At 28.2% G+C, this 26110-nt stretch carries 26 protein-coding genes and 1 other annotated feature; of the genes, 3 read left to right on the top strand and 23 right to left on the bottom strand.

All coding sequences use genetic code 11. The annotated features are described in order from the left end of the window. Window positions 1-93: 93 nt before the first annotated feature. The gene (locus tag IC214_RS16885; RefSeq protein WP_227432988.1) at window positions 94-522 is read right to left on the bottom strand and encodes an HTH domain-containing protein; all 429 of its coding nucleotides are present in this window, start codon (window positions 520-522) and stop codon (window positions 94-96) included. 255 nt (window positions 523-777) lie between these two features. On the opposite strand from IC214_RS16885, the gene IC214_RS16880 reads away from it, so the two are divergent. After that, the gene (locus tag IC214_RS16880) at window positions 778-954 is read left to right on the top strand and encodes a hypothetical protein (protein WP_227866828.1); all 177 of its coding nucleotides are present in this window, start codon (window positions 778-780) and stop codon (window positions 952-954) included. A 295-nt stretch (window positions 955-1249) separates the two neighbouring features. Here IC214_RS16880 and IC214_RS16875 read toward each other — a convergent pair whose 3' ends face one another. From IC214_RS16875 to IC214_RS16855, 5 genes are all read right to left on the bottom strand, one after another. Next, on the bottom strand, window positions 1250-2947 hold the full coding sequence (locus tag IC214_RS16875) for a phospho-sugar mutase (RefSeq protein ID WP_227432985.1): 1698 nt from the start codon (window positions 2945-2947) through the stop codon (window positions 1250-1252). Window positions 2948-3009: 62 nt separating this feature from the next. Next, window positions 3010-3600: an SGNH/GDSL hydrolase family protein gene (locus IC214_RS16870; RefSeq protein WP_227432984.1), complete on the bottom strand. Its 591-nt coding sequence runs from the start codon at window positions 3598-3600 to the stop codon at window positions 3010-3012. 110 nt (window positions 3601-3710) lie between these two features. Then, complete coding sequence (locus IC214_RS16865; RefSeq protein WP_227482365.1) at window positions 3711-4508, bottom strand: 3D domain-containing protein; 798 nt, start codon at window positions 4506-4508, stop codon at window positions 3711-3713. A gap of 298 nt (window positions 4509-4806) precedes the next feature. After that, entirely contained in the window at window positions 4807-6018 is a 1212-nt protein-coding gene (locus IC214_RS16860; RefSeq protein WP_227823760.1) for a helix-turn-helix domain-containing protein, read from the bottom strand. A 127-nt stretch (window positions 6019-6145) separates the two neighbouring features. Beyond that, window positions 6146-7087 (bottom strand): alpha/beta hydrolase, encoded by a 942-nt coding sequence (locus tag IC214_RS16855; protein ID WP_227866827.1) that lies wholly within the window; start codon window positions 7085-7087, stop codon window positions 6146-6148. 280 nt (window positions 7088-7367) lie between these two features. On the opposite strand from IC214_RS16855, the gene IC214_RS16850 reads away from it, so the two are divergent. Together IC214_RS16850 and IC214_RS16845 are read left to right on the top strand one after the other, a co-directional pair. Further along, window positions 7368-7934, top strand: a complete 567-nt coding sequence (locus IC214_RS16850) for a MarR family winged helix-turn-helix transcriptional regulator (RefSeq protein ID WP_227432977.1) — start codon at window positions 7368-7370, stop codon at window positions 7932-7934. A gap of 223 nt (window positions 7935-8157) precedes the next feature. Continuing rightward, window positions 8158-8346 (top strand): hypothetical protein, encoded by a 189-nt coding sequence (locus IC214_RS16845; protein ID WP_227866826.1) that lies wholly within the window; start codon window positions 8158-8160, stop codon window positions 8344-8346. 225 nt (window positions 8347-8571) lie between these two features. Here the strand turns inward: IC214_RS16845 and IC214_RS16840 are convergent, their stop codons facing one another. From IC214_RS16840 to IC214_RS16760, 17 genes are all read right to left on the bottom strand, one after another. Beyond that, window positions 8572-9345 (bottom strand): ABC transporter permease, encoded by a 774-nt coding sequence (locus tag IC214_RS16840; protein ID WP_227482363.1) that lies wholly within the window; start codon window positions 9343-9345, stop codon window positions 8572-8574. A 10-nt stretch (window positions 9346-9355) separates the two neighbouring features. After that, entirely contained in the window at window positions 9356-10093 is a 738-nt protein-coding gene (locus IC214_RS16835; protein ID WP_227866825.1) for an ABC transporter permease, read from the bottom strand. After that, window positions 10086-11009 (bottom strand): ABC transporter ATP-binding protein, encoded by a 924-nt coding sequence (locus tag IC214_RS16830; RefSeq protein ID WP_227432974.1) that lies wholly within the window; start codon window positions 11007-11009, stop codon window positions 10086-10088. The genes IC214_RS16835 and IC214_RS16830 overlap by 8 nt, the downstream gene beginning before the upstream one ends. Window positions 11010-11166: 157 nt before the next feature. Continuing rightward, window positions 11167-12084: a sensor histidine kinase gene (locus IC214_RS16825; RefSeq protein ID WP_227866824.1), complete on the bottom strand. Its 918-nt coding sequence runs from the start codon at window positions 12082-12084 to the stop codon at window positions 11167-11169. A gap of 7 nt (window positions 12085-12091) precedes the next feature. Further along, a complete protein-coding gene (locus IC214_RS16820; protein ID WP_227432970.1) occupies window positions 12092-12793 on the bottom strand; it encodes a response regulator transcription factor in 702 nt (233 codons plus the stop codon). A gap of 384 nt (window positions 12794-13177) precedes the next feature. Continuing rightward, entirely contained in the window at window positions 13178-15214 is a 2037-nt protein-coding gene (locus tag IC214_RS16815; protein ID WP_227482361.1) for a thioredoxin domain-containing protein, read from the bottom strand. Window positions 15215-15391: 177 nt separating this feature from the next. Then, on the bottom strand, window positions 15392-16069 hold the full coding sequence (locus IC214_RS16810) for a manganese catalase family protein (protein ID WP_227432965.1): 678 nt from the start codon (window positions 16067-16069) through the stop codon (window positions 15392-15394). A gap of 220 nt (window positions 16070-16289) precedes the next feature. Beyond that, window positions 16290-17978, bottom strand: coding sequence for a biosynthetic-type acetolactate synthase large subunit (ilvB, locus tag IC214_RS16805; protein ID WP_227824256.1), 1689 nt, complete (start codon window positions 17976-17978; stop codon window positions 16290-16292). Window positions 17979-18028: 50 nt separating this feature from the next. Next, complete coding sequence (gene ilvC, locus IC214_RS16800) at window positions 18029-19048, bottom strand: ketol-acid reductoisomerase (RefSeq protein WP_255606542.1); 1020 nt, start codon at window positions 19046-19048, stop codon at window positions 18029-18031. 295 nt (window positions 19049-19343) lie between these two features. After that, window positions 19344-19583 carry an ACT domain-containing protein gene (locus IC214_RS16795; protein WP_227432962.1) on the bottom strand — a complete coding sequence of 80 codons (240 nt, stop codon included), beginning with the start codon at window positions 19581-19583 and terminating at the stop codon, window positions 19344-19346. A gap of 113 nt (window positions 19584-19696) precedes the next feature. Continuing rightward, window positions 19697-19955 (bottom strand) — a binding site (T-box leader). A 154-nt stretch (window positions 19956-20109) separates the two neighbouring features. Continuing rightward, entirely contained in the window at window positions 20110-20865 is a 756-nt protein-coding gene (locus tag IC214_RS16790) for a SprT family zinc-dependent metalloprotease (RefSeq protein ID WP_227866823.1), read from the bottom strand. Between the two features lie 5 nt (window positions 20866-20870). Then, the gene (locus tag IC214_RS16785; RefSeq protein WP_227432959.1) at window positions 20871-21698 is read right to left on the bottom strand and encodes an XdhC family protein; all 828 of its coding nucleotides are present in this window, start codon (window positions 21696-21698) and stop codon (window positions 20871-20873) included. 41 nt (window positions 21699-21739) lie between these two features. Continuing rightward, window positions 21740-22495 carry a DUF3298 and DUF4163 domain-containing protein gene (locus tag IC214_RS16780; protein ID WP_227432957.1) on the bottom strand — a complete coding sequence of 252 codons (756 nt, stop codon included), beginning with the start codon at window positions 22493-22495 and terminating at the stop codon, window positions 21740-21742. 42 nt (window positions 22496-22537) lie between these two features. Next, entirely contained in the window at window positions 22538-23407 is an 870-nt protein-coding gene (locus IC214_RS16775; RefSeq protein ID WP_227831123.1) for a DUF3298 and DUF4163 domain-containing protein, read from the bottom strand. A gap of 11 nt (window positions 23408-23418) precedes the next feature. Further along, window positions 23419-23901 (bottom strand): sigma-70 family RNA polymerase sigma factor, encoded by a 483-nt coding sequence (locus IC214_RS16770; RefSeq protein ID WP_227432953.1) that lies wholly within the window; start codon window positions 23899-23901, stop codon window positions 23419-23421. A gap of 51 nt (window positions 23902-23952) precedes the next feature. Continuing rightward, a complete protein-coding gene (locus IC214_RS16765) occupies window positions 23953-24909 on the bottom strand; it encodes a peptidylprolyl isomerase (RefSeq protein WP_227866822.1) in 957 nt (318 codons plus the stop codon). A 68-nt stretch (window positions 24910-24977) separates the two neighbouring features. Beyond that, window positions 24978-25811 carry a polysaccharide deacetylase family protein gene (locus IC214_RS16760; RefSeq protein WP_227432951.1) on the bottom strand — a complete coding sequence of 278 codons (834 nt, stop codon included), beginning with the start codon at window positions 25809-25811 and terminating at the stop codon, window positions 24978-24980. Window positions 25812-26110: the final 299 nt, after the last annotated feature.

Below are 26110 nucleotides of genomic sequence, written 5' to 3'. Positions count from 1 at the left end.
ATAGGTGCTTTTTCTATATATAGGTAACTTCATAAGGTATTAAGGTAGATTAATACAAATATATATTATAATCTATTCTATTTATTTAACTCTTTATATTTCCTTATTTTTAAATATTAAACTCAGATTCATAGCAGTAGCACATATACTGTATTTTACTTCTGTTGGCACATAATCTACTCCATTTATAAAATCTACCAAATATTGTTCTTCAACATGTGCAACTTTAGCTATAAATTCAATATTAATTTCATATATCTCAATTAGTAAACTTAAAATACCTCTAAGCCTAGAATCTGAATCAACATCTATAGTATATTCGAGTTGCAAAACAAAATTTATCCATCTTGCCCATACGTCTAAATCTGCTGTAAATTCTTTTTCATATTTTTTATAATTTCTTAGTTTTTCTGATTCTATTTTAATCAAATTTGATAAAATATCTTCATTTATGTGATATTCATCAATTAATTTATTAAGTAAAGGTTCTATGTAATCACTATCAATCTTTTTTACTTCCATATAAGTTAAACTCCTCTAAGTAAAATTAGTAAGTATCTTTTTATTATATCACACTTAAATAGTCTCAATTATAATAAAGAAATTTTAAAAACTTGAAATATAAACTTTTTTGTTTCTTTATTTCTTATTGTAATATTTTAGTAACTCTTTATTCTTATTCTCTTGTTATACTTTGATTAAGAAAATCAAATATAAGTTACTGATTATTTTATGAAAAACATTTTAAAATATTAATATTTACAAGGAGGAAATACAATGAATAAAAGAGCAAAACAAGCATTCTTTCAAACAATCCCAAACTTAATAATTGTATTATTAGCACTCATATTTGCATTTTATACTAATACTTTTGACCTTGATTTAAAAGTATTACTCTTATTACCTATAGTATATATTGTTTTATTTTTATATTATTATACAAAACTGAGATAGATTAGTAGTAAGTATGAAAAATAAATCTATTTTCAAAACAAATGTCTTTAAAGTTTACATACTAAGAAAATATACTGTTGTATAAAATTTAATAAATCATTTATTACAAATATAACAAAAGCTGTCAAAACAAATAATTAAAATAATAATTTTCGTAAAATACTTTTTAATTAAAAAACTGGCTAACTTTCAGTTAAATGTCAACCAGTTTTTTATAATGCTTTTATTTAAATACAAATAAAATTGCATCTTTAATACTTATTTATTATTCTTTTATATAGCAATTTAGTCTATTTTATTTTAATTTTGATACCATAATATCTATATATTCTTTTAAACCTCTAAGCTTTTCATCTGCTTCAGCATCACTAGTTCCTTTTACAGCTATATAAAATTTCAGCTTTGGCTCTGTCCCAGATGGTCTTATAGCTACCCAAGACTCATCTTCCAAGAAATATTTTAAAACATCAGATTTAGGGAGATTATCTACACCATTTTTGTAGTCTTTTTTATCAATTACCTTTATATTATTTATACAATCAATTTGATTTTCTCTAAAATAAGATATTATCTCTTTTATTTTTTCCACACCTTCTATACCTTTTAAAGTTAAAGATATAGTCTGTTCTTTAAAGAATCCATATTTCTTATATAGTTCTATTAAGCCTTCATATAAGCTCATGCCTTTTGAATAGTAAAATGCTGCCATTTCAGATATTAATAATGATGAAACAACACCGTCTTTATCTCTTGCATGAGTTCCAACTAAATAACCATAACTTTCTTCATATCCAAATACATAATTTCTATCTTTATTTTCTTCAAATAATTTTATTTTTTCACCAATAAATTTAAAACCTGTAAGAACATTTAGTACATCAACATTATTTTCTTTTGCTATATCCGCTCCAAATTCTGATGTAACTATAGTTTTTATCATTGTAGGATTTTCTTTTAATTGATTATTTTCTTTTAAGCCTTCTATTATATAGTGTGTCAACATTCCACCAATTTGATTCCCTGTAAGTAATACATATTCCCCTGTAGTGGTTCTTACAGCTACACCTACTCTATCACAATCTGGGTCAGTTGCTATTACAAGGTCTGCTCCTTTTTCTTTTGCAAGCAATATTCCTCTGTTTAAAGCTTTTTTCTCTTCTGGATTTGGGTAGTCAAGCCCTGCAAAATTTGGGTCTGGATTTTCTTCTTCTGGAACCACTAATATGTTTTCAAATCCTACTTCTTTTAATGCTCTTCTTATTGGAATATTGCCAGTTCCACAAAGAGGTGTATAAACTATTTTAAAATTTTTACCTACGCTTTTTACTAAATCTTTTCTTATAACTTGACTTTTTACAGCTTCTATAAATTCAGTATCCTGTGTTTCGTCCAATAAGACTACTAAATTTTTATTAGCTTCATTTAAAGTTGGTATTATACTATAATCATGTATGCTATTTACTTTTTCTGTTATTGCATTTGCAATATCTGGCATAACTTGTGCCCCATCTTCCCAGTATACTTTGTATCCATTGTATTCAGGTGGATTATGGCTAGCTGTTATAACTATCCCTGCTATTGCATTTAGATTTCTAACAGCAAAGGACAATTCTGGAGTAGTTCTTAAACTATCAAATATATATGCCTTTATACCACACGCTGCTAATGTATTTGCAGATTCTATACAAAATTCTCTAGATTTATGCCTATTATCATGAGCTATTACTACGCCCCTATTTTTTTCTTCCTCTGTAGTATTTTCTAGTATATAGTTTGCCAATCCAAAAGTAGCTCTTCTAACTGTATATTTGTTAATTCTATTAGTTCCTGCTTCAATTACACCTCTAAGACCAGCCGTTCCAAATTCTAAATCTTTATAAAATCTATCTTCTATCTCTTTTTCATTATCTTTTATTTTATCTAATTCTAGTTTTGTATCTTCATCAAAATATGAACTCTTTACCCATTCTTCATAAGTTTTAGTATAATCCATAATAAAATCCTCCCTATTTTATCCATTTATTATAATTGCATAGATAAACCTTTTTTATATAATTATGACTCTTCTATATACTTATTAATTGACTTAATAAAAATATTTGCAATTATTCTATGACCTTCCTTAGTTGGATGTAATCCATCAAAATATAATTTTTTATATCCTTCTTTTTCCATACTCTTATTATATTCAGAATAAAAATCTACAAAATCAGTATTAAATGTCACACTAAATTTTTTTATCCAATAATTATATGACTCTAACTTTTTTGATACTGTATTAAAATCCGTAAAGCTACTCCAATCTTCCCTAACATTTGGAATATCTGGTCTCAGTGGTATACCTATTATTGGTATAATATTTTTTGCATATGCTTGATGTACCATAGCCATTATATTAGAATTAATAACTTCATTTCCTGCTCCAGCAATAAAATCATTAGTACCACCCATTATAAAAACCATATCGGGAGAATTCTGTAAAACATCTTCATTAAATCTAACTAACATACCACTTGTTGTATCACCATTTATACCCTTATTTATTATTTCTAAACCAGTCTCCTGACTCACAATGTTTGTCCATGAATTACTTCGTGATACTCCAAATCCATATGTTAAACTGTCTCCTAAGCAGACTATTTTCATCTTATCCCCCCTTAGCTATGTTTTTTCTGTTTTAAGAATAATCTAACAGTTTAATTAATTCATATTTTATACTTTTTTTCCTTCTAAGTAAAGTTATTATATTCACTAAATTAATACACATATACATCTAGACTCTGTCTCCCCCAATTAGATGCTTTTCCTTCACTATTCATAAATATATCTATTCTGTTCCCTTTAATTGCACCTCCACAGTCTTCTGCAACAAATGTCATACCTAATCTAGGTATATATACTTTTGTTCCATATGGTATTATATTTGGGTCAACTGCAATTACCCCCCATCTTGGTGTTGTACCAGTAGATGTTATAGTATCTCCTGCATATGCAGTAGCAACTACTCTCATATGTTTTCCTCCTCTTGTATTTGCTCCTCTTGATGCAATTAATACTTTTTCTTTAGTTCCATTTTTTATAATTTTTGTAGTTGGTTCTTTAGAAATCACTTCTTTTGATAAGACTTTTTTGACTAGCTTTCCATCATGGTAAGTTAAATTATAGACTAGTTTTTTCTCTCCCTCTATTCCCTCCTGATAGACTTTAGATTTTCCTTTTACTAAATTGCTATCATTCACATGTTTTGTGTCAAATGGTATTTTTTCAAATTCTTCTTTTTGATTTTTAGTTACTTTAACAACCTTGATTTTCATGTTATCCTTTAATTCTGTATTCAAACTTGGATTAATTTTATCTTCAGAATTGTATTTCACTCCCTGTTCATCCAAAAGTTCTTCAACTGTCTTTTTAAATGAAGACACTTTTTGTTCTTGGCCTTTAACAGTTAGACTTATCTCTTCTTTATTTAATATAGAATATATACTTACTAAACTCATTAAAATTGATACACTTAATAAAGATGATATTATTATTTTCTTTTCTCTTTTCTCCATAATATTTCCCCTTTCATGTTCAAATTTTAAATTAACTTATTTATTACAGTTTTAATCTTATATTATATATGTATATTATAACTTTCTAAATTTATGTAACTTTTTTGTAACTTCTAAATTTGTTTTATTCATAATTTTTTTATATTCTACGGTTAATGACTTATTTCATACAAATTAAATCTCTATGTTTGATAACTTATTTCATGCAAATAAAAAGCTAGAAACAAGATATTTACTTTATTAAGTATCCTGATTTCCAGCTTTTTATTTACTAATTTCAGTTCGTCACACTAAACATTTATTTATCTTTTAACATTTTCTCCAATTCTGAAACCTTTTTAATTATAGATTCAAAAATTGGTTCTTCTCTTAATTCATTAAAACTATTATCATTAAACATGATAAGTAGATTAGTATATACATTAAAAGTATATGAATTTCTAGATTTTACTTTATCAAAAAACATCATTTGACTTGTATCTGAACTTTCATGTAGATGATATTTTTCTAATATTTCATTTAAACCATATAAAGCTTCTTTAGCTTCTTCTTTCATATTAAAAAATAAGAAATTTAAAGACAACTCTATGTAGTCCATGTATATTCCAAAAAAAGCACCTCTATTTTCACTAAATTTCTTCTTTATTTCTAAAGATATATTTGCATATCCTAATGATTTATTTTTTATATATTCCATTTCTTTTTCTGTTGTTTTTTTGTTATAGCTTCCATCATCTAATTCTTTCTTTAATTCTTTATATTTATTTTTACATACATTAATTAATCCTTTACAATCCAGAGTTGCATTAAATACATCGCTAAATAATTTATTTTGAAGTAATGTTTCTGCTTCATCCAATCTATTCTGACTTAAATATATCATAGCTAAATTAACACTTGTGTCTCCTATTGCTTTATGTATCATATTTAAATATAATTCTGCCTTTTCGTAATCGTCTAACATATAATATGCATTTGATAAAATAAGAAGCGCTGTTTCTTTAATCTGAATATCATCTGTATTTCTAACTATATCTTCAAGAATATTTGTTGTTTCTTTAATTTTACTATTGAATTTATCTTTACCAAATTTATATGAATACATTTGGTATAGCGAACTTATTTTTAACTTTAGCAGATAACTTTGAGGATATTTCTCCATATACATATTAGCAAGTCTTTCTACAGATTCTAAATCTTCTTTAAATTCTTCTAATGGTTCCTCTATTAATAAATCAATTTCTACTTTAGCAAGAGTTGCTTCTAGTTCTTTATAGACTTTCATTACTTCTTCTTCACTTAAATCTACTTTATAGTTTAAAAGTTTATCAACAGATACATTAAAAAAATCTGCTAATACTGGCAATAGTTCTATATCTGGATAAGAGTTTCCACTTTCCCATTTAGATACTGCTGGTGTTGACACTCCTATAAACTTTGCTAATTGTTCTTGTGTTAAACTTTTTTCTTTTCTCAATGTTTGTATGACTTCACCTATTTTAATTCGCATATATACCTCCTTAATGTATATCTCTTAATTTAAGTATATTAAAAAAGCATTTATTAGTAAATCGAGGCAAAGTTAACAAAAAACCTATAATTTAACTATTGGTTAAATTATAAGTTAAAAGCTTATTTCATTGACTACAAAATTCCCATTTTTCATTTAGCCAACAAATAACATCCTCGAAAACTTCCTCTTTATTTATCTCATTCAATAATTCATGTCTTCCATCTTTATAGAGTTTACATGTTACATCTTTTACTCCTAATTTTATATATCTATCCCTTAGCCTTAAGACACCCTTACCATTTTTACCTATAGGGTCTTTATCTCCAGATATTATATAAATAGGAATATCAAGTGGTATCTTTTTTAAGTTTTCTTTATCCTCTATTTCTTTTAACCCTTGTACTAAATCATAAAAAAAGCCACAAGTACATACCACCCCACAAAATGGGTCATTTATATATTTTTCAACTTGTTCTTTATCTCTACTTAACCAATCAAATTTAGTATTTTTATTTCTTCTTATGCTTTCTCCACCAAATATTAAATCATTTATTTTATTGCTTCGAGAATTTCTTCCATGCTTTTTAATCTCATGATTAATTATTAGATGAGCAAAATTTAGAATAATACCTTGTTTTCCATTTGAACCACATAATATAAGACCAGATAAATTATCACTGTAATCCATTATGTATCTTTGACTCGCAAATGACCCCATACTATGCCCAAATAAATAAATTGGCAAATCTTTATTTTCCTTTTTTATAATACTTGTTAAAGTATTCATATCTTCTACAAGGCATCTAAAACCTTCTTTTTCAGCTAGATGCCCAACATTCTCTACTGTCTTTGCGGTTTTTCCATGTCCTCTATGGTCATTTATATATACTATATATCCATTTTTAGTAAGCTCTTTAGCAAAAACTTCATACCGTTGTGCAGTTTCTGCCATTCCATGGGCAATTTGTACAATTGCCTTTGGGTTTTCTATACTTTCATCTTCCCATTTATATGTATATATATCTAAATCTTCTTTTCCCTTGAAAGTAAAATTTGTACACTTCATAATTACTCCTCCAGCCTGAATTTATTCAACATATTAACTTATATACTATATTACTACAATTTTCAAGTCAAAACGTTCTATATAAGTTTCTTACTTATTAATTATTAGCATAAATTGCTATACAAGTGTTGCTCTAAATAACTATATAATAATTTAGTTATTGAATATTAATTATTTAGAGAGAACATTTAACTATACTTGGACATCATATTGACATTATATTCAATTCGTGATATTCTGTTTTCGTCAAAATAGTATCTAAATACAAAGGAGATATTTTATGGATTATTCAAATGAATTGAAAGAATTGTTTCTAATGAATCAAACATATGCAACTCTTTTTACTCTTACAAACAAAATACAAATAGAAGGCGATAAGTATTTTGATGTACTTACTTCAAGACAATATATGACTATTTTATCTATTCTTCACTTACCAGAAGAAGAAACAACATTAAATAATATTGCACGAAAAATGGGTACAAGTAAACAAAATATAAATAGAATAGTTGCTAACCTTGAAAAAAATGAATATGTTCAGGTAGTTCCAAGCCCAAATGATAAAAGAGCAATTAATGTAAAGGTTACCGATTTAGGAAAACAAGTCATGATTAAATGTAGTAGAGTTGGAATAAATTTTATGGCAGATGTATTTCATGAGTTTACTCAAGACGAATTAGAAACCTTGTGGAGTTTACTAAAAAAAATGTATCGTTTTAATGGCGAAGAACAAGATGGATTTGAAGACGATGCTAATTTTATGGAGGATGAAGAACTTGATAAAATTAAAGCTGAAGCACTTAAAGAATTCTCAAGAAGAAGAAATAAAGTAAATAAAAAAGATTAATATTATAATGAAAAAGCTATCTATAATATCACAATATTTTTAAATGCTCATGAGATTAAAGATGGAGGTTTGAAATATAGATATTTGTATAATATAAATCAAAACATGAAAACGGCGACTTTAATTTTTTCAAAATCGCCGTTAAATCTATTTATCCTTTTATAAATTTGAATAACTTTTATAGTCTTTTGTTGACTGTATTAAGGTCATTGAACTTGAAATCATGCGAGATTATGAAAATCAGATTATAGTAAGTTGCTTAGATAAGATTCTCAAACATTATAAGCTTATTCTTACATTAAAATACATAGATGAATTATCTATAGATGTAACCAAACTGGTTTTCTATGATTGTCTGAAATTTCAAATGGCTTCATCATTTCTGATAGGAATTTCTACTTTTCACTCTTAGTCGCCACACAGAAATGATTCCAGTTGCATTTTCGAATAAAAAAATACACCCATCACATGATGCAGACCAATCTGGTCAGTCCACTCATCTATTAGTTCTATTATCCCTTTAGGTGAGTCATTGTTGAATTTCCATTCGATATAACAGTGTAGCATATCAAAGAGTAATAGAAATACAATAAGCATAATCAGCTTTTTCATCTTCTTCATTTTGATATTACCTATTTCAATTTTCTTCACTATGTTTTAGCCCTTTCAGTATAAAGGCAGAAAGACAGATGCACAGCAACAATATTATAGTACTCCCCATTATTTTTCCTACAGTGGTTATGTGGTAACCAGAAAAGTTAAATATAGCTGAAATAGGATAAAAGGTTTTTAGAGTATTTGACATACTAGCAAATAGTCCAGTAACAGAATAAATTTCAGTAAATACTAACGCAAGCCAATACCCTTTTTTCATACGTGATACCAGCGCGATAATGGGTGAAATTGCAAGGAATACACCTACACCACCTAAAAAATATTCTTTCAAAGAACTTAAAATCAGTTCTACTGATAAATCGGAAAGATGTAAAATAACTTCAGTCAAAAATGTTATGGCAAAGAGCAACAAATAAAGGAGTATGCTAAATGCAAAAGTAACAATCATTTTTGCAATGGTTAATTTTGCTTCATTTACAGGAATTAGGCGCAGAGATTTTATGGTATCATCATCTTCTTCACGACAAATCATATAACTCCCTAAAAGGGCAATGACTGCTGGAAGAACAAAAAAAGTTGCCCAGGGTTGAACTTCGTCCATATACCACCCTGCATTGTCTATATACCGAGAGCCCTCATATACAGTTTTTAATCCATAGTGTAAATCTGGTCCATCATGCACACCTTGTCCTCCTGCAAAAATCATAGTAGCTACCATAACTATTGCAAAAACTGCAATCCAAACAACCTTTGAACGGCGAAGCTTTTGGCTTTCAGCCCAAAGTAATTTTTGCATGATTCATACCTCACTTTCTTTTTCTTAATGCTATATTTACAAGTACTATTGAAACAATATCCCAAATGCAAATACAAAGAAATGCAAGTGGAATGTTAATTGCCTGTGTATATACAAGACCTGGAATATCTTTATTTCGCATAACGATAACTGCCATACTGGATAACGGGTGTAAATACATATTTACTGTCATTAAGATAAAACCAGAAAAGGCATACACCAATGTTATACAAGTTGGGAGAATATATCCTTTTTGCGACACAGCGATTGCTAAAATTGGTAGCATTACAAAAGCAATAATAACACCAAATTCCAAACATTTTTTCAGTAAATATAAAACGCTTCCCCATTCAAATACGACATATCCAGGAAGTATACTGAATATAATAGAAGCAATGGCTGTAATCAGCATGAAACAAATAGAGTAAATCAAAACCACAAAAAATTTACTGAAAAAGTATCCCATTTTGCTTATAGGCACAATCAAAAGTTGTTTGAGTATATCATACTGATTTTCTTCGCGCATAAGTATCGTACAAAACATTCCCAAAACGACAGGCAAAATAATAAAAATAGTATAACTGAACGCAGACCATTTATAAAATTGTATTGGGTCAACATCAGTTTCTCCCAAATGCTTGAAATATAATAGTGCGAAAAATGGCATAATGAGAGTAGCTAACAACATTAACCAAATAAGTTTCTTGCGGCGCAGTTTAAGAAATTCTGTTTGAATAAATTTAAGCAATGCCTTCTCCTCCTGTAATTTTTTTGAAATAGTCCTCTAAAGTATCATTACAAATCCCCGAACTAGTTACAGTAACATTCTGCATAACAAGGGCTTTATTTATTTCACCCATATTCAGATTAGTGTCGTAAATACGTAAGCTATGGCTGTCTTGAACAGAATAATCTTTTAAGTTGAATTGACGCTCTAAAATCAGTAAAGCTTTTGGAGTATCTGACACTTGCAGCAGTATATATTTACGATTTTTCTTTTCTAGTTGGCTCATGCTGCTTTCTTCCAAGAGGACACCATTGTTGATGATTCCAATATCATCAGCCAATAATGAAATTTCCGAAAGAATATGACTTGAAATAAGAATCGTTTTTCCGCACTCAACACTTAAATGTTTAATAAAATCTCTCATTTCAGCAATGCCAATAGGGTCAAGACCGTTTGTAGGTTCATCCAAAATCAGCACTTCTGGGTCATGTAAAATAGCATTTGCAATTCCCAGACGCTGTTTCATTCCAAGTGAATACTTACCAAACAGCTTTTTGTCTTTATAATGCAATCCTACTATTTTCAATGCGTTTTCAACTGCGTGTGGGCTGGCTGTGCCACGCAGCTTCGCAAAAATTTCAAGATTTTCTGTTCCAGTTAAATTTGGATAAAATCCTGGTGTTTCAATAATTGCGCCAATACGGGGATATATTTGTTTTTCTCTACCTTTGATATTTTTTCCGAATACAGTTACTTCGCCAGAAGTGATAGGCGTCAGTCCTAAAATCATTTTCATAATCGTGGTTTTACCAGCGCCATTGCGTCCTAACAAACCATAAATTTGACCTTTTTTAATATGGAGATTGACTTTGCTAACCACTTCCTGTTCTCCATAAACTTTTGTCAGATGTTTTGTTTCAATCACAAAATCATTCATATAAAATTTCCTCACTTTCCATAAAACTACTTTTGTCATGTGATAACTGATAGAATATCAGAAACAATCACAATTAGAAGTATACAACATAAACCTTGCCAAAACCTTGCTAAAACCTTGCTTTTATCTTGTTTTAGCAGAAAGAAAGCCCTGCATTTTACAGAGCTTTCGGAAGCAATATTGTAAATATAGTCCCCATATTAATGGTGCTGTTGGCGGTAATCGTTCCTTTGTGAACATTGATAAGTTCTTTTACAATCGCCAATCCTAAGCCATTACCTTTTGATGACCTAGAATGGTCACATTGATACATTCTTTCAAAGATATGTGGGAGATTATCAGAAGATATTCCTTTCCCGTTATCTTCTACTACAATTTTGACTTGCTGTTCATTTTCAAAAATATGTAGTGTTACTTTATCTCCATCACTATGCCTAATGATATTTTGTAATAGATTATTAAGAATGCGGGTATATGCGTTTACATCTATGTGCATAGCATACTCAGTTTCAGGTATATCAATTTCATATTCAAAATGGCATTTTTCTAAAATAGGAACCCAATCAGCTATAATATTACGAGATAATTCATTCAAATCGAAAAGTTCAAAATGAAAAATCTGTTCCCTAGAATCCAATTTCACCCATTCAAATAGATTTTCTACAAAATGTTTTAAGTGTTGGGCTTTATTATACGCAACATGTATATATTCGTCCTTTTCTTCTCCTACAACAATATCAGTTTCGATTGCCTCCAAATAACCAACCAAAGAAGCAAGTGGAGTTTTTACATCATGGGAAAGACTTGTCATTAGCTGTTTGTATGCTTGTTCCGATTGTTTCTGCTGGATAAGCTGTGATTGACTGTTGATTGCAATTTCGTTAATATCATAGCAAATTTGTCTTGTTATATCACTCTTCCTTGTTAAAACACGTCGGTTAAGGTTCCCGTTTTTTATATCTTCTAAAGCATATTTTATAAGTGCAAGCTGTGTTCGGACACGCCACAAAATAGAAACGAGATACACTATAATAATTAAAGCAAGAGCAAATGCAAAAAGCAGATAAACATTCATATTTAGGTTATGCCTCCTTATTAAAACGATAGCCAACACCTCGGACTGTCAAAATATAAAATGGATGTCCAGGGTCTGCTTCAATCTTTTTCCGTAATTTACTGATAAAAGACATAATATTACTATCGTCAAAAGCATATTCTTCTCCCCACACTTGCATATAAATCTGTTTTTTGGTAAACACTCGTCCTTTATTAGAAGCCAGAAAAGAAAGTAAATCAAATTCTTTGCTTGTAAGCTGAACAGGAATATTGTCAACGGAAACAACGCGATTTGTTCTGTCAATAACCATGCCTTTTATTATTATGCAATCTGTATCTGTTACAAAAGTAGGGTTTAACATAGTATAACGGCGAATAAGAGAATTGATACGAGCCATAAGCTCATTTATGCAGAATGGCTTTGTTAGATAATCGTCAGCACCTAGACGCAACCCAGAAACTTTATCATTCTCGTCACTTTTAGCGGTAAGCATAAGTACTGGGACATTACTTGTTTCCCTAATTTTTTTCAGAACTTGAAACCCATCTATGTCTGGCATCATTACATCCAAAATCACAAGAGAGCAGCTATTTTTGTTTTCATCAGTCAGGCGTAATCCCTCCACACCTCCATGTGCAATAATAGCAGATAAATTTTCTTGCTCTACACATTTTTTCATAAGAGCACAAAGCTCTTTGTCATCGTCTATAATCACAACATTATTCATATTATAGCTCCTTTCTCCTCTTTGTTCTACTATACGACTTTTTAGAGTCTTTTAGTATTAGCCACATATAATCAATTTTTGAAAATTCCAGTATATTTTGCACCATCTTTCAGAAATGCCCCATTTTATCGCCACTTAGGGGCAAGACATATATTCCATATTCAAATGGTTCTTTCGTTATAATATATCAGCATATATTATATATGGATAACCAAATAAAATCAAGAAATGGAGTGCGAATACCATGATTTATTTTGCCTAATAATAAGAACTACGTAAATATCCCTAAAAAGAAAGGAGAACAGTAAAATGTAACTAGGTGAATAACTATTGCAAAAAGAACTCAGTATCAAATATCAATACTGAGTTCTTTCAACATTATAATTAGTCTCTCATAAAAATTATATCATTTAGCTTTTGTAAATCATTAAATGGTTGACTACAACTATTATTTTGACATACATAATAAGTAGTTTTGTCGTTTTTTAATCTATAATTATTTAAAAAATCTATCTTAGTATTTTCTTCATTGTATTTTTTTACTAAAAAAGTTGAATTTGGTAAAAAATTTTCACTTACTAAAGTCTTAAAACCAATTAAATCAGAGTTTTCCTTTAAAATACATATGATTTCTTTTGTAGGATAAAGTTCATACATTAATGAAAGCATATAAAAACTATATCCTGTTGGTGAATTTTTTACACTATCTGAATAAAGCTTTAATTGCTTGTATGACAATTCTTCAAGTTTATTGTCACCAGTAATTTTTGCAAGTCTTATAAGATTATATAATTGTACAGAATTACCTGATGGAATAGCTCCATCATACAAGTCTTTTGGTCTTGCTATTAAATTTTCACTATCTTTACCATATAGGTAAAATCCACTTTTTTCATAGTCCCAAAAAAGCTCAATACAACTTTCATTTAATTTTAATGCCTCTTCTAAATACTTTATATCAAATGTTGATTCATAAAGTTCTATATATGCCCATATTAAAAATGCATAATCATCCAAATATGCTAAATAATCAGCACTACCATCTCTATATCTAGCTAATAATCTACCTGCTTTATTCACAAGATTACTATTTATAAAATCAATACACTTATTTGAATACTCTAAATATCTATCCATTTTTAGAGTTTTATAAGCCTTTGCTAAAGCTACTACCATCAATGCATTCCATGATGTCAGAATTTTATCATCTTTATGCAAAGAAGTTCTTTCTCTCCTATATTCAAATACCTTTTTACTCAAATTAGCTATTCTTTCATTATACTTATCATATTCTTTATTTTCTATGAGATTAGGAATACTTTTCCCCTCAAAATTTCCACTACTAGTTATATCAAAATAATCATTAAAGAATTTTCCATCTTCTTCACCTAATATATCAATTATTTCAAGTGGATTAAATGTATAAAATTTACCTTCCTCGCCCTCACTATCTGCATCTTGTGCTGAATAAAATCCACCTTCTTTATCTTGCATCTCTCTAATTACATAATCTATAGTTTTTATAGCAATTTCTTTATATAACTCTTTCTTGGTTATCTTGTATGCATCTAAATATGCAACTGTAAGCATAGCATTGTCATATAGCATCTTTTCAAAATGAGGTGCTAACCATTTTTTATCAGTGGAATATCTTGAAAAACCAAATCCAATATGGTCAAATAGACCTCCTCTGTACATTCCATCTAAAGTTTTTTCCACCATTTTTAATACATCTTCATCTTTTTCTATACTATAGTATTTCATCAAAAACATAAGATTTTGAGGACTTGGAAACTTAGGTGCATTACCAAAACCACCATATTTATCATCATAAATAGTTTTAAATATTCTAACTGATGAACTCAACATATCTTTTGATAAATCACCATCTGTATTTTTCACTCCAAAATCATCTTTAAGAGCCTCTACTATTTCATTTCCAGATTTTATAAGCATATCCTTATTTGTATTCCATTTGTCAGATACATTTTCCAATAAATCTATAACACCTGGTCTATTATATCTTGAGTATTTTGGAAAATAAGTTCCTGCAAAAAAAGGTTTTTTATCAGGAGTCATTATTATAGTCATTGGCCATCCACCACTACCTGTCATTGCTTGACAAACTGTCATATACACACTATCTATATCTGGTCTTTCTTCCTTGTCTACTTTTATTGCTATAAAGTTTTTGTTCATTATTTCAGCAACTTCTTCATCTTCAAAAGATTCATTTTCCATAACATGACACCAGTGGCAAGTTGAATATCCAATACTTAAAAATATCGGTTTATCTTCTTCCTTTGCCTTTTTAAAAGTTTCGTCGTTCCAACTATGCCAATTTATGGGATTATATGCATGTTGCAGAAGATATGGAGATTTCTCACTTATTAAATTATTAGGTTTTTTATTCGTTGCCATAATACCACCTCATTTATTATTTTGTTATATGTTTTGCAATAAAAAAATAGATATACACTTATAATAAGCATATACCCATTTTTAACTGTATATATTTAAGTTTTTATCTACTTAATTCCTCTAGGCAAATAATTTTTAAAATACCTACCAAAACAAAACAATACAAGAAATATCAAGCTATTTCTTTAAAGGTTTTTCAAAAGAAGGAGGATTGATATCTATCTTAGTATCATGATTTGGTCCTGGAGTTGATAAATCGAAGTATAGCTTAGAATCTTCTGTAACTCCAAAATCCTTGTTTGAACCTGTATCTTTAACCTTGTTTAAAGCATCTCTAAATAAAGCATTATGTGCTTCTTCTCTATTAAGTAAAAAATCAATTGTTTCTTTTACATATTTATCATCAATTTGTCTATATAGATGCTCATAAACTACCTTTGCTCTTTGTTCAGAAGCTATATTTGAAAGTAAATCAGCTACTAAATCACCTGTAACTGTAACATAATCAGCAGTCCATGGAGCTCCTGATGAATTTATTAATACTGGTGATAATCCAGTTAAAACATGAGTTTCGATTTCCCCTGTATCAACTGCTTTGTAATCAACATCATGCCCATTTAATAAATTTATAGTTTGACCTACCATTTCCATATGACTAAGTTCTTCTGCTGCTATATCAAGAAATAAATCTTTTATTTGAGGGTCTTTTATTCTAAAGCTTTGAGCTAAATATTGCATTGCTGCTTTTAATTCTCCATTTCCACCACCTAACTGTTCTTGCATCAAAACGGCATATTGAGGGTTTGGTCTTTCTACTTTTACTTCTTTTAATAAAGCTTTATCATGCTTAAACATATAAATACCTCCGTAAATTATTATTCAGAATTATTATTTACTTAAGTTACATTATTATTCTAAATTCCATCATTAATATTTAATCAATACTTTATCATACATGAATTAAATTATTATAAAACTAAAAAATATTAATCTATACTTGAGATTATTGTAAAATAAAAAACTGAATATCAATAAAAGTTTAATAAAAAACTTTATCAATATTCAGTATCAATTTTTAGTTACATATCAAATTTTCTAATGCATCATTAGGAGCTACAATAGGATAAACATCATAGTCTTTATCTATATCACATTGTAAAAACACAGGTTTATTAAAATCTATTGCATCCAAAATTCTTTCTAATCCTTCCATATCACATGCTTTATATCCATCTATATTATAAGCATTTACAAGCTTAACATAGTCTACATTTTCATTAATATCAGTTTGAGAGTATCTTTGATTAGAAAATAATTTCTGCCATTGTCTTACCATTCCTAGAGTTCTATTATTAAGCAATAAAATAAGCATAGGTACATTATAATTTGCAACTGTAGCTAACTCATTACAATTCATTCTAAAGCTTCCATCACCAGTAACTAAAACTACATTTTTATCTAAATTACCAACTTTAGTTCCAATAGCTGCTCCTAGACCAAATCCCATAGTTCCTAGACCTGCTGATGTTATAAAACTTTTATTTCCTTTAAAATCCCAATACTTTGCAGACCACATTTGGTGCTGGCCAACATCAGTAACAACTACAGTTGGATTTGCCAATTGCTCGTATTTTTCGTTTATTTTTCTAAGTATATTCTGTGGATGAAACTCTTTTTCCTCTACACCCTCACCTTTTCTAAAGGTCTTTATTTCCTCTTTCCAATTGCTATTGTCCTTACCTTCAACTCTTTCTAGTAGTAGACTAAGAACCATCTTTACATCTCCAACTAAAGATATATTGGACTTTATATTTTTACTTATTTCAGATGGATCTATATCTATGTGTATTACTTTTGCATTTTTAGCAAATTCAGAACTTTTACTTATTACTCTATCACTAAATCTTGCACCTATCGCTATCACTAAATCTGAATTAGAAAGTGCTAAGTTACTTTCTCTACTTCCATGCATTCCAACCATTCCAAGAGATAATTCATTTTTTCTATCTATATTTCCAAGTCCCATAAGTGTATTTAATATAGGTGTATCTATCTTAGTTGCAAATTTTACAAGAACTTCTTCACTATTGGATGATTTAACACCTCCACCAGCATAGATTATAGGTTTTTTAGACTCTTTTATCATCTCCACTGCATCTTTTAAAAGTTTAAAGTTGTTTTCATCATCTAAGTCAAAATCATCCTTATAATCCATATACTCATCTATTTGACATAAACCATAGTCCTCATCATTAAAATCCATTTCTGCTAAAAACAAATCCTTTGGAACATCCACAAGTACAGGTCCTTTTCTACCTGAGTTTGCAACTTTAAAAGCTTCTTTTATTGTAGGTACTAACTCTTTAGTATTTCTAACTAGATAATTGTGCTTTGTCATAGATAAGGTTGCTCCAGTTATATCAATTTCTTGAAAAGAATCTTTCCCCAATAAACTAGTTGGAACTTGACCTGAAATTACAACCATAGGAGAAGAATCCATAAAGGCTGTTGCTATACCAGTTATAGCATTCGTTGCTCCTGGTCCAGATGTTGTAAAACAAACCCCCACTGTATTAGTGCTTCTTGCATATCCATCTGCTGCATGAACCAAACCTTGTTCATGTGAAGTCCTTATATGTTTAAAATAATCTGTATAATCATATAGAGCATCATAAAGAGGTATTACTGCTCCACCAGGATATCCAAATATTGTGTCAACTCCCTCTTTCTTTAAACATTCTAAAATTACCTTTGCTCCGTTCATACGCACTACTATGCACCACTCTTTCCCTCAAACTAATCCATTTAATATATTTATTTCAAGAATGACATCATACTTCTTAAATTTCTACCAACTTCAGCTATTTCTGTAGCATATTCTGCTTCTCTAGTTTTTAGGAAGTTTTCACGCCCTTCTTCATTTTCTTTAATCCATGCCTTAGCAAATTTTCCATTTTGTATATCTTCTAATACATCTTGCATACCTTGTTTTGCTGCATCAGTTATTACTCTTTTACCAGATACATAATCTCCATATTCTGCTGTATCGCTTATGCTGTATCTCATTCTTTCAAATCCACCTTCATATATAAGGTCAACTATTAGTTTCATTTCATGTAGACATTCAAAATATGCTACTTCCTTTTGATACCCTGCATCTACAAGTGTCTTATATCCTAATTTTATAAGTTCACTTATACCACCACAAAGTACTGATTGCTCTCCAAATAAGTCAGTTTCTGTTTCTTCTTTAAAAGTAGTTTCTAAAACACCTGCTCTTGTAGCTCCTATTCCTTTTGCATATGCCAAAACTGTCTCTGTGGCTTTTTTAGTGTAATCTTGATATACTGCAAACAATGCTGGAACTCCACTTCCTTTAGTAAATACATTTCTAACTAAGTGACCAGGTCCTTTAGGAGCTACCATTACAACATCAACAAATTCTGGTGGTTGTACTTGATTATAGTGTATATTGAATCCATGTGCAAATGCTAATGTTTGACCTTCTTTTAAATTATCTCTAACGCTTTCTTCATAAACTTTCTTTTGCTTTTCATCAGGCATTAACAACATTGTTAAATCACTTTCTCTCGTAGCCTCTGCTACACTCTTTACTTCAAATCCATCTTCCTTTGCTTTTTGCGCTGACTTACTTCCATCATAAAGTCCTATCACTACATCCACACCATTATCTCTAAGGTTTTGTGCATGTGCATGACCTTGACTTCCATATCCTAAAACTGCAACCTTTTTATTTTTTAAAACCTCTAAATTTACATCATTTTCATAATACATCTTTGCCATCTTTACTTCCTCCCAATATTTTCTCTCAATTATTTTGTGATATTTATTTTTATTAGAAATTTATACTCATTATCATTGATTCTATGCTACTTAACAAACTTTATTTTCTAATTTATAGAATTTTAATCTTCAGAATCTCAATATTTATAGTTTTAATAATCTTAATATTTATAATTTTCAGTCTTTAGAATTTGTAATAGGTTTATAATTTCAATAATAATCGTATTTTTAATCTAAAATTTTTCTCATCTAATATTTTTCTTTAGTTTTTATTTAAACATTAGTTTCTTCATACTAGTTTTTAATTTTTATAAGTCATATTTAATTAGTGTCTTACTTGTTCAACAGTTATTTCTCTTATATCATGTAGTTTCTTCATGTGATTTAAGACACTATCTAGAGATGTCTTTTCTTCATTTACTATCAATTTTATACCTGAATTATTCATATTATCTACAGTCATACTTATTGATTGTATATCAACTTCTCTTCTTCTAAGTGTCATCGCCACTCTTAAAAAAGAATCTATTCCTTGGTTTAATTTAGCATATACAGTATTTTCCATAAAAAACTCCTCCTTATTTTTTATTATTATTTTCATTAATTTTATATGGATTAATCTTTTATATCGCTCAAAATAAAAAAACTTTCATCTTTATAAGCAATATAAATATTACTTATAAGGACGAAAGTTAAATTCCGCGGTACCACCTTATTTGTAGATATAAAAAATATATCTACCACTCTTTTTTCAGGTCGGGTAATTGATTACCTTAACCTTAGCCATATAACGTTGGCAGACGTTTGTACTTACTAAAATATATTCAGTACAAAAGCTCCAGAGTGATCATTATACTACTGTTAACACCAATTCTCAGCAACATTGGTTCTCTGTAGATAACTCTATTAGTATTGTTGTCTCTGTCATTGCTTTTATCTATCTAATTTTTTTAACTTTGTTTTGCTGTTAATATAGATTATATTATCTATCTTTTGGAATGTCAACGACTTTTTTAAAATTTTCAGATTATTTTTTTTCTTCGCAATAATCACTTTTTTATATTTTAAATGAACATTTGAAATAATAGTTTTCATATTATTATCTTATATCCATTTTTTTTAAGCCAATTTTCTTTATCTTTATACTCTGGCATAATATTTTTTACCAAATCATAAAATTTTTTTGAGTGATTCATATGTAATAAATGACTAAACTCATGTACTATTATATAGTCAATTACATCTAATCTCGCCATAGATATTTTTGAATTTATATAAATATTTTTTTGAGATGTACAACTCCCCCATCTACTTTTTTGTTCTTTTACTTTTACATTAACTGGTGTTAGTTGCTTCATTATATCACAATTCGACTTAAGAAAATCGATTCTTTCTGAAACAATTCTTTGACTTTCATTTTTGTACCAACACTGTAAAGATTTTTTGATAAAATCTTTACTTAGGTCATTTGTTTTAACAATTATTTTATATTCTTCAAGATTTATTTTACACTTACTTTTTTTCGCACAATCATCCAAAGTTTTATTTACAACTAAGCAATATTCTTCACCAAGATAAAGAAATTTGTCACCTGTCATAAATGTTCTTTGCTTGTATGCTTCCTCTCTGTCTTTATACTCACCAGATTTTTTAAGTATCCAGTCTCCTTTTTTAATTATTATTTCTTCTATTGTTTTTTTAGAAACTTTAGGTGGACTTATTACAACTACTTTGCCAAATGAGTCTATTTTTATGCAAATATTTTTTCTATTTTTATACAGTAATACTGCTTCTATTTCTTTATTTTTAAAATTAATATTTAAAATCTGATAACCTTTGCTCATCATTTTCATTAATTTCTTTTTTCCTTATTTGCTCTACAATTTATAAGTTCAGCTGCTATACACACAGCTATTTCTGCTGGTGTTTGAGCATCTAGTTTTATTCCTATTGGAGCATGTACTTTATTTAGTTCTTGCTTACTGAACCCCTTTTTCATAAGTTTTTCGTATGTCAATCCAATTTTTGTTCTACTTCCAATCATACCTATATAGCAAGGATTCGTTTTAAGAGCCCATTCCAATGAACTTGAATCATATAGATGACCTCTCGTTAAAATAATTATATAGCTATTCTCATCAATTGGAAAATCTGGTATATTTTCAAAAGAATCTAAAACTACCACTTCTGAGTGTGGAAATCTTTCAGAATTAGCAAATTCCTCTCTATCATCTATTACTATTGTTCTAAACTCTAGAAGTGATAATATTACTGCTACATCTTTTGAAATATGACCTGCACCAAATATATATGCTTTACTTATATTTTCTTTTAAGTTTTTATTAAATCTTTCTAAATTGCTTTTCAAATTACTATCAATAAAATCTATCTGTATTTCTCCAGTACCACCACATATCATTCCAAGCTTTGCTATATCAGTTTTATTTAGAGTAAATTTATACAACATTGACTCTCTATTTTTTATAACATTAATTGAATGTTTTATGCATGTTGCTTCTACACTTCCCCCACCTACAGAACCAAATATAGAGCCATCACTTTTTACAATCATCATTGCTCCAGTTTCACGTGGTGTTGAACCTGAGTGAGAAGTTATTGTAGCAAATGCAAAGTCCTCATTATTTTCTATTAACTTTATCGCTTGTTCATATATATTCATATATTTCTCCTTACTAGTCTATTTAAAAATCTTCTATATGTCTACTTTAAGTTTTTTATTACTTTGTCTGGTATTACAAACTCAACTGGCCCCATATACCCAGGAGCTACTTCATATTCATCAAAACTAATTACAAGGTTTCCATCTTTATTAAAATAGAAATCTTGATACTTATTTATAGACTTAAAATTTTTTACTGGGGAATCTTTTTCTTGGTCTATAAAATATGATTTTGTATTGTCTTTCTTAATTTGATTTTTCATCTGTCCTTTTATATTATCACTTATAGCATCCATATATCTACTATCTTTAAAAAATATTGGTAAGTTTAATAGTATTTCTCTATTTTTATCAATAGTATAATGTGTTTTAGTTACATATGAGGAAGCTTCTATCTCTTCTTTTTTAACTTCTATAGATAAAAAGCCCTTAGAATTATTTTTTACACTATAACTTACATTTAAGTATCTATGACCTTTGTTGTTTTCTTTTTTCATTTTATTTTGAAATTCACTATAAAGTTTTTTCCCATTTTCCATAAATTCATTGTTTAATTTATTCTCTAAATCTTTATCTTTTAAACCTTCTATCTTAGGAATTTTGATATTGACTTCATAATTATCTTGTTTCAAACTATAATTTTTAGCATTTATCACTTTTATCGGATTATTTTTTATAACTCTATCAGAAGAACTTCCTGCAAATATAGGATTTACATTTACTAATGCTACAAGTAGACACACTGAAATCACAGCAATTTTAAATATAGATTTTTTAAGTTTTTTATATGTATTCATATTAACCTCCTTAATATATTTATATATAAATTACTATTCTATTTACAAATTTTTTATTACTTTATATGGAATTACAAATTCTACTGAACCCATATAACCAGGTGCTACTTCAAACTGGTCAAAACAAATTACAAGGTCTTCATTTTTATTAAAATAGAAATCTTGATATTTATTTATTGTTTTAAAATCTTTAACAGGAGAATCTTTCCCCTGATCTATAAAATATGATTTTGTGCTGTCATTTTTCATTTGATTTCGCATTTGTTCTTTTATATTATTACTAATAACTTTTATATATTTATCATCCTTAAAAAGCATAGGTAAAGTTAAAACTATTTGTCTTTTTTTATCAACATTATAATGTATTTTGCTCACATATGATGATGCTTCTATCTCATTTTTTGTCATTTCTATTGATAGAAAATCTTTAGAATTATTTTTAACACTATAACTTAAGCTTAAATACTTATGTTCCTTATTTTTTGATAATTCTATTTTTTCCATTCTATTTTGAAATTCATCATAAAGCCTCTTTCCATCTTCCATAAAACTATTATTTAATCTCTTCTCTAAATTTTTATCTTTTAAACCTTGTATTTTAGGAATATCAATTTTAGCTTCATAGTTTTCGTTTTTTAAACTATAATTTTTTATAGTTACTACTTTTACTAATCCTCCAATTATAGGTAATTTAGAAAAGTTATCTGCAAATACAGGGCTAATATTTACTAATACTATAAACATACAGGCTGAAGCCATAATGACTTTAAATCTCCATTTATTTATCTTTTTATTTTGTTCGCAATATATATCTTTTATTTTTTTATGATTTATTATAGTATCTAGTTTCTTTGGTATTGGAATTTTATGATACTCATCTCTTAACTTATCTAACCTTTCTTTGTTCGTCATTCTTTTTATCCCTACTCTTCAATTTTTAATTTTAATTTTTTTAAAGCAGTGTATAACCTAGTTTTAACAGTATTCACATTTTCATCCAATATTATTGCTACTTCTTCAATCTTTAAATCCTCAAAAAATCTCAATATTATAATAGATTTATATTCAATAGGTAATTCTTCTAATGCTTTTTTTAAGTCTAAATCAGTATACTTATCACATTCTCCTGTCTCATCTATAAGAGTGATATCTGTCATATTATTATATTTGCGGTTTTTTCTAATAAAATCTATACTCGTTCTAACTAGAATTTTATAAAACCATGTTTTTATATAATTTACTTCTTTAAGGTTTTCTACTGAATATAGAGCCTTATACATGGCTTCTTGAACCACATCTAATGCGTCCTCTTCATTTTTTGTATAACTATATGCAATTCTATAAAAAGAGTCTTTATTATCGATAATGTATCTCTCAACTTTCCTTCTCTTTAAACTCTTAAACATTCCTGTAAAATCTCCCTCCGGCTACAGGCTAGGATTGAGTTTTTATAGATTCTATCTCTCTACTTTTGCACTTTCATTCAATTTTTTTATGTGCTCAATATATTTTTCGTTTAAAATAGATTCTCTTACTAAACTCTGACACTCATTAAGACTTTTTTGTCTTTCTCTTTTATCAGTAACTTTGACTATATGATATCCATAACTAGTTTCAAAAACACCTGAAACCTCATTTTTCTTTAATTTGAATACTTTTTTTGTAAATTCAGCATTTTTATCATTCTTTGAAAAATATCCTAGCTGACCTCCATTTTTTCCAGTCGCTTTGTCATCTGAATATTTTTTAGCCAATGCTTCAAAACTTTCTCCATTTTTGATTTTAGTCAATATACTCTCTGCCTCTTTTTTTAAAGCTTCTTTTTTATCCTTACTTACTTCTTTTTTATTTTTGTCTAAAGTTGATATCAATATTTGAGAAGCACTTACTTCTTCTACGTTAAAATCTTTTTTATGATTTACATAATAAGATTCCATCTCAGCATCACTTATATTTATTTTATTTTCAAAGGCTTTTTTACTTTTGTCTATGGCTAAATCTCTAGATATTTCTTGCTTTAAATATTCCTTATCTACACCTGCTTTGTCCATTTTTTCTTTATAGCTTGTATTCAAATTCATTTCATTTTCTAGTTCTTGATATTTTGAGTCTATCTCACCTTTACTTGGAGTTAATCCTTTATCCTTAGCCTCTTGATATAAAAGTTCATTATCCACCATAAACGATATTATAACATTTTCTAATTTATTTCTACCTTTTTTATCTAAACTTTTTTCCATTTCATCTAAATATTGACCATTTATATAACTGTTAGTAGCAGATAATACTGCCTTTGTTTTTTCATATTGCGCCTTTGTGATTTCTACATCATTCACTTTAGCTAAACTTTTATTACAACCAACCATCATTAAAGATAGTACTCCGACCATTCCTACACAAAGTTTTTTATTCAAAACACTTACACCTCACTCATTTTTTATTTTCAATTTTTAAAACTCTTAATCAACATTTTTTATTTTTACTATTCCAAATTACGTAACCAATAATTTTTTGGTATCTGATTTTGCTCTACTGCTGCAAATTCATAGCCTTCATCTGATAAAAATTTTAAAATTGAATCTAAAGCTTCTGCACTTTGTTTTTTCTCATGCATTAAAACTACAAGTTGATCCTTATCTTCACCTTTTCTATTCTTAATATGAGCTTTTACATTCTGTACAATTTGTGCAGAATTAGATTTCCAGTCTTCAGTATCTAAATCCCAATCCCAAATTTTATACCCTGCATCAACTAAGGCTTGATATGAAGCTTGTGGAGTATATGGTTTACTTCCATAAGGAATTCTTATTACTTTTGAATGTTTACCAGTTATACTATAAAGAGTCTGATCATTCGTATCAAATTCATCTTTTGCTGATGTACTAGTAACATAAAGTTTATGAATATCATGAGATACACTATGAAAACCTGCTGTGTTCCCATTTTTAATTATATTTTTAACTTGCTGTGGATATTCCTTCATATTTCCATCTATCATAAAAAAAGTTGCTTTAACATTATACTTATTTAAAGTTTTTATCATTTGGTCAGTAAATTTAGATGGACCATCATCTATAGTTATGTATGCTACTTTTCCAGAACTTTTACTAGGCCCTTTACTAACTTCTGCTGATGTATTAGATATTATATCTGTAATAGTAGAACTTGATAGTTTAGCATTTCTACTAATTTCATCTTCTTTCATGTTCATATAACTAACTCGTATGCCAATTATTATAAATGCTAAACAGACTACTATAGCACTTAAAAGCAAATACAATCTCTTTCTATTTATTTTTTTCTTTTTATTTCTCATCGTTCGACCTCCAATATTACTATATTTTTACATTTATATTTTTGTAGTATTTTAGAATCAGAATCTACACTACATATATATAGACGTTGAACTTCGACAAAAAGTTTTACTTAATTTTTAAAATTTGTTATTTTGCTGATTATTATGCTGTATAATTTCTGTATAATTGTATAGAATGTTGAAAATTGAGTATTATATAGTGTTTTTTACAATTAATACTAGTTAAAATGTCGTTTCTAATTTTTAAAATTTATAATTTTTTTTCTATAAAATAGAAATTTAAAATAAGAAATATATTA

The organism is Clostridioides sp. ES-S-0190-01 (assembly GCF_020658275.1).
Classification (GTDB): domain Bacteria; phylum Bacillota; class Clostridia; order Peptostreptococcales; family Peptostreptococcaceae; genus Clostridioides.
The sequence above is the reverse complement of the archived record's forward strand: the minus strand, read 5'-3'. Positions and strand labels throughout refer to the sequence as shown.

Bases quoted from the DNA above. Each gene is read 5' to 3' on its own strand.
- IC214_RS16885 (WP_227432988.1), bottom strand. From the start codon at position 522: ATGGAAGTAAAAAAGATTGATAGTGATTACATAGAACCTTTACTTAAT.
- IC214_RS16880 (WP_227866828.1), top strand. From the start codon at position 778: ATGAATAAAAGAGCAAAACAAGCATTCTTTCAAACAATCCCAAACTTA.
- IC214_RS16875 (WP_227432985.1), bottom strand. From the start codon at position 2,947: ATGGATTATACTAAAACTTATGAAGAATGGGTAAAGAGTTCATATTTT.
- IC214_RS16870 (WP_227432984.1), bottom strand. From the start codon at position 3,600: ATGAAAATAGTCTGCTTAGGAGACAGTTTAACATATGGATTTGGAGTA.
- IC214_RS16865 (WP_227482365.1), bottom strand. From the start codon at position 4,508: ATGGAGAAAAGAGAAAAGAAAATAATAATATCATCTTTATTAAGTGTA.
- IC214_RS16860 (WP_227823760.1), bottom strand. From the start codon at position 6,018: ATGCGAATTAAAATAGGTGAAGTCATACAAACATTGAGAAAAGAAAAA.
- IC214_RS16855 (WP_227866827.1), bottom strand. From the start codon at position 7,087: ATGAAGTGTACAAATTTTACTTTCAAGGGAAAAGAAGATTTAGATATA.
- IC214_RS16850 (WP_227432977.1), top strand. From the start codon at position 7,368: ATGGATTATTCAAATGAATTGAAAGAATTGTTTCTAATGAATCAAACA.
- IC214_RS16845 (WP_227866826.1), top strand. From the start codon at position 8,158: ATGCGAGATTATGAAAATCAGATTATAGTAAGTTGCTTAGATAAGATT.
- IC214_RS16840 (WP_227482363.1), bottom strand. From the start codon at position 9,345: ATGCAAAAATTACTTTGGGCTGAAAGCCAAAAGCTTCGCCGTTCAAAG.
- IC214_RS16830 (WP_227432974.1), bottom strand. From the start codon at position 11,009: ATGAATGATTTTGTGATTGAAACAAAACATCTGACAAAAGTTTATGGA.
- IC214_RS16825 (WP_227866824.1), bottom strand. From the start codon at position 12,084: ATGAATGTTTATCTGCTTTTTGCATTTGCTCTTGCTTTAATTATTATA.
- IC214_RS16820 (WP_227432970.1), bottom strand. From the start codon at position 12,793: ATGAATAATGTTGTGATTATAGACGATGACAAAGAGCTTTGTGCTCTT.
- IC214_RS16815 (WP_227482361.1), bottom strand. From the start codon at position 15,214: ATGGCAACGAATAAAAAACCTAATAATTTAATAAGTGAGAAATCTCCA.
- IC214_RS16810 (WP_227432965.1), bottom strand. From the start codon at position 16,069: ATGTTTAAGCATGATAAAGCTTTATTAAAAGAAGTAAAAGTAGAAAGA.
- ilvB (WP_227824256.1), bottom strand. From the start codon at position 17,978: ATGAACGGAGCAAAGGTAATTTTAGAATGTTTAAAGAAAGAGGGAGTT.
- IC214_RS16795 (WP_227432962.1), bottom strand. From the start codon at position 19,583: ATGGAAAATACTGTATATGCTAAATTAAACCAAGGAATAGATTCTTTT.
- IC214_RS16790 (WP_227866823.1), bottom strand. From the start codon at position 20,865: ATGATGAGCAAAGGTTATCAGATTTTAAATATTAATTTTAAAAATAAA.
- IC214_RS16785 (WP_227432959.1), bottom strand. From the start codon at position 21,698: ATGAATATATATGAACAAGCGATAAAGTTAATAGAAAATAATGAGGAC.
- IC214_RS16780 (WP_227432957.1), bottom strand. From the start codon at position 22,495: ATGAATACATATAAAAAACTTAAAAAATCTATATTTAAAATTGCTGTG.
- IC214_RS16775 (WP_227831123.1), bottom strand. From the start codon at position 23,407: ATGACGAACAAAGAAAGGTTAGATAAGTTAAGAGATGAGTATCATAAA.
- IC214_RS16770 (WP_227432953.1), bottom strand. From the start codon at position 23,901: ATGTTTAAGAGTTTAAAGAGAAGGAAAGTTGAGAGATACATTATCGAT.
- IC214_RS16760 (WP_227432951.1), bottom strand. From the start codon at position 25,811: ATGAGAAATAAAAAGAAAAAAATAAATAGAAAGAGATTGTATTTGCTT.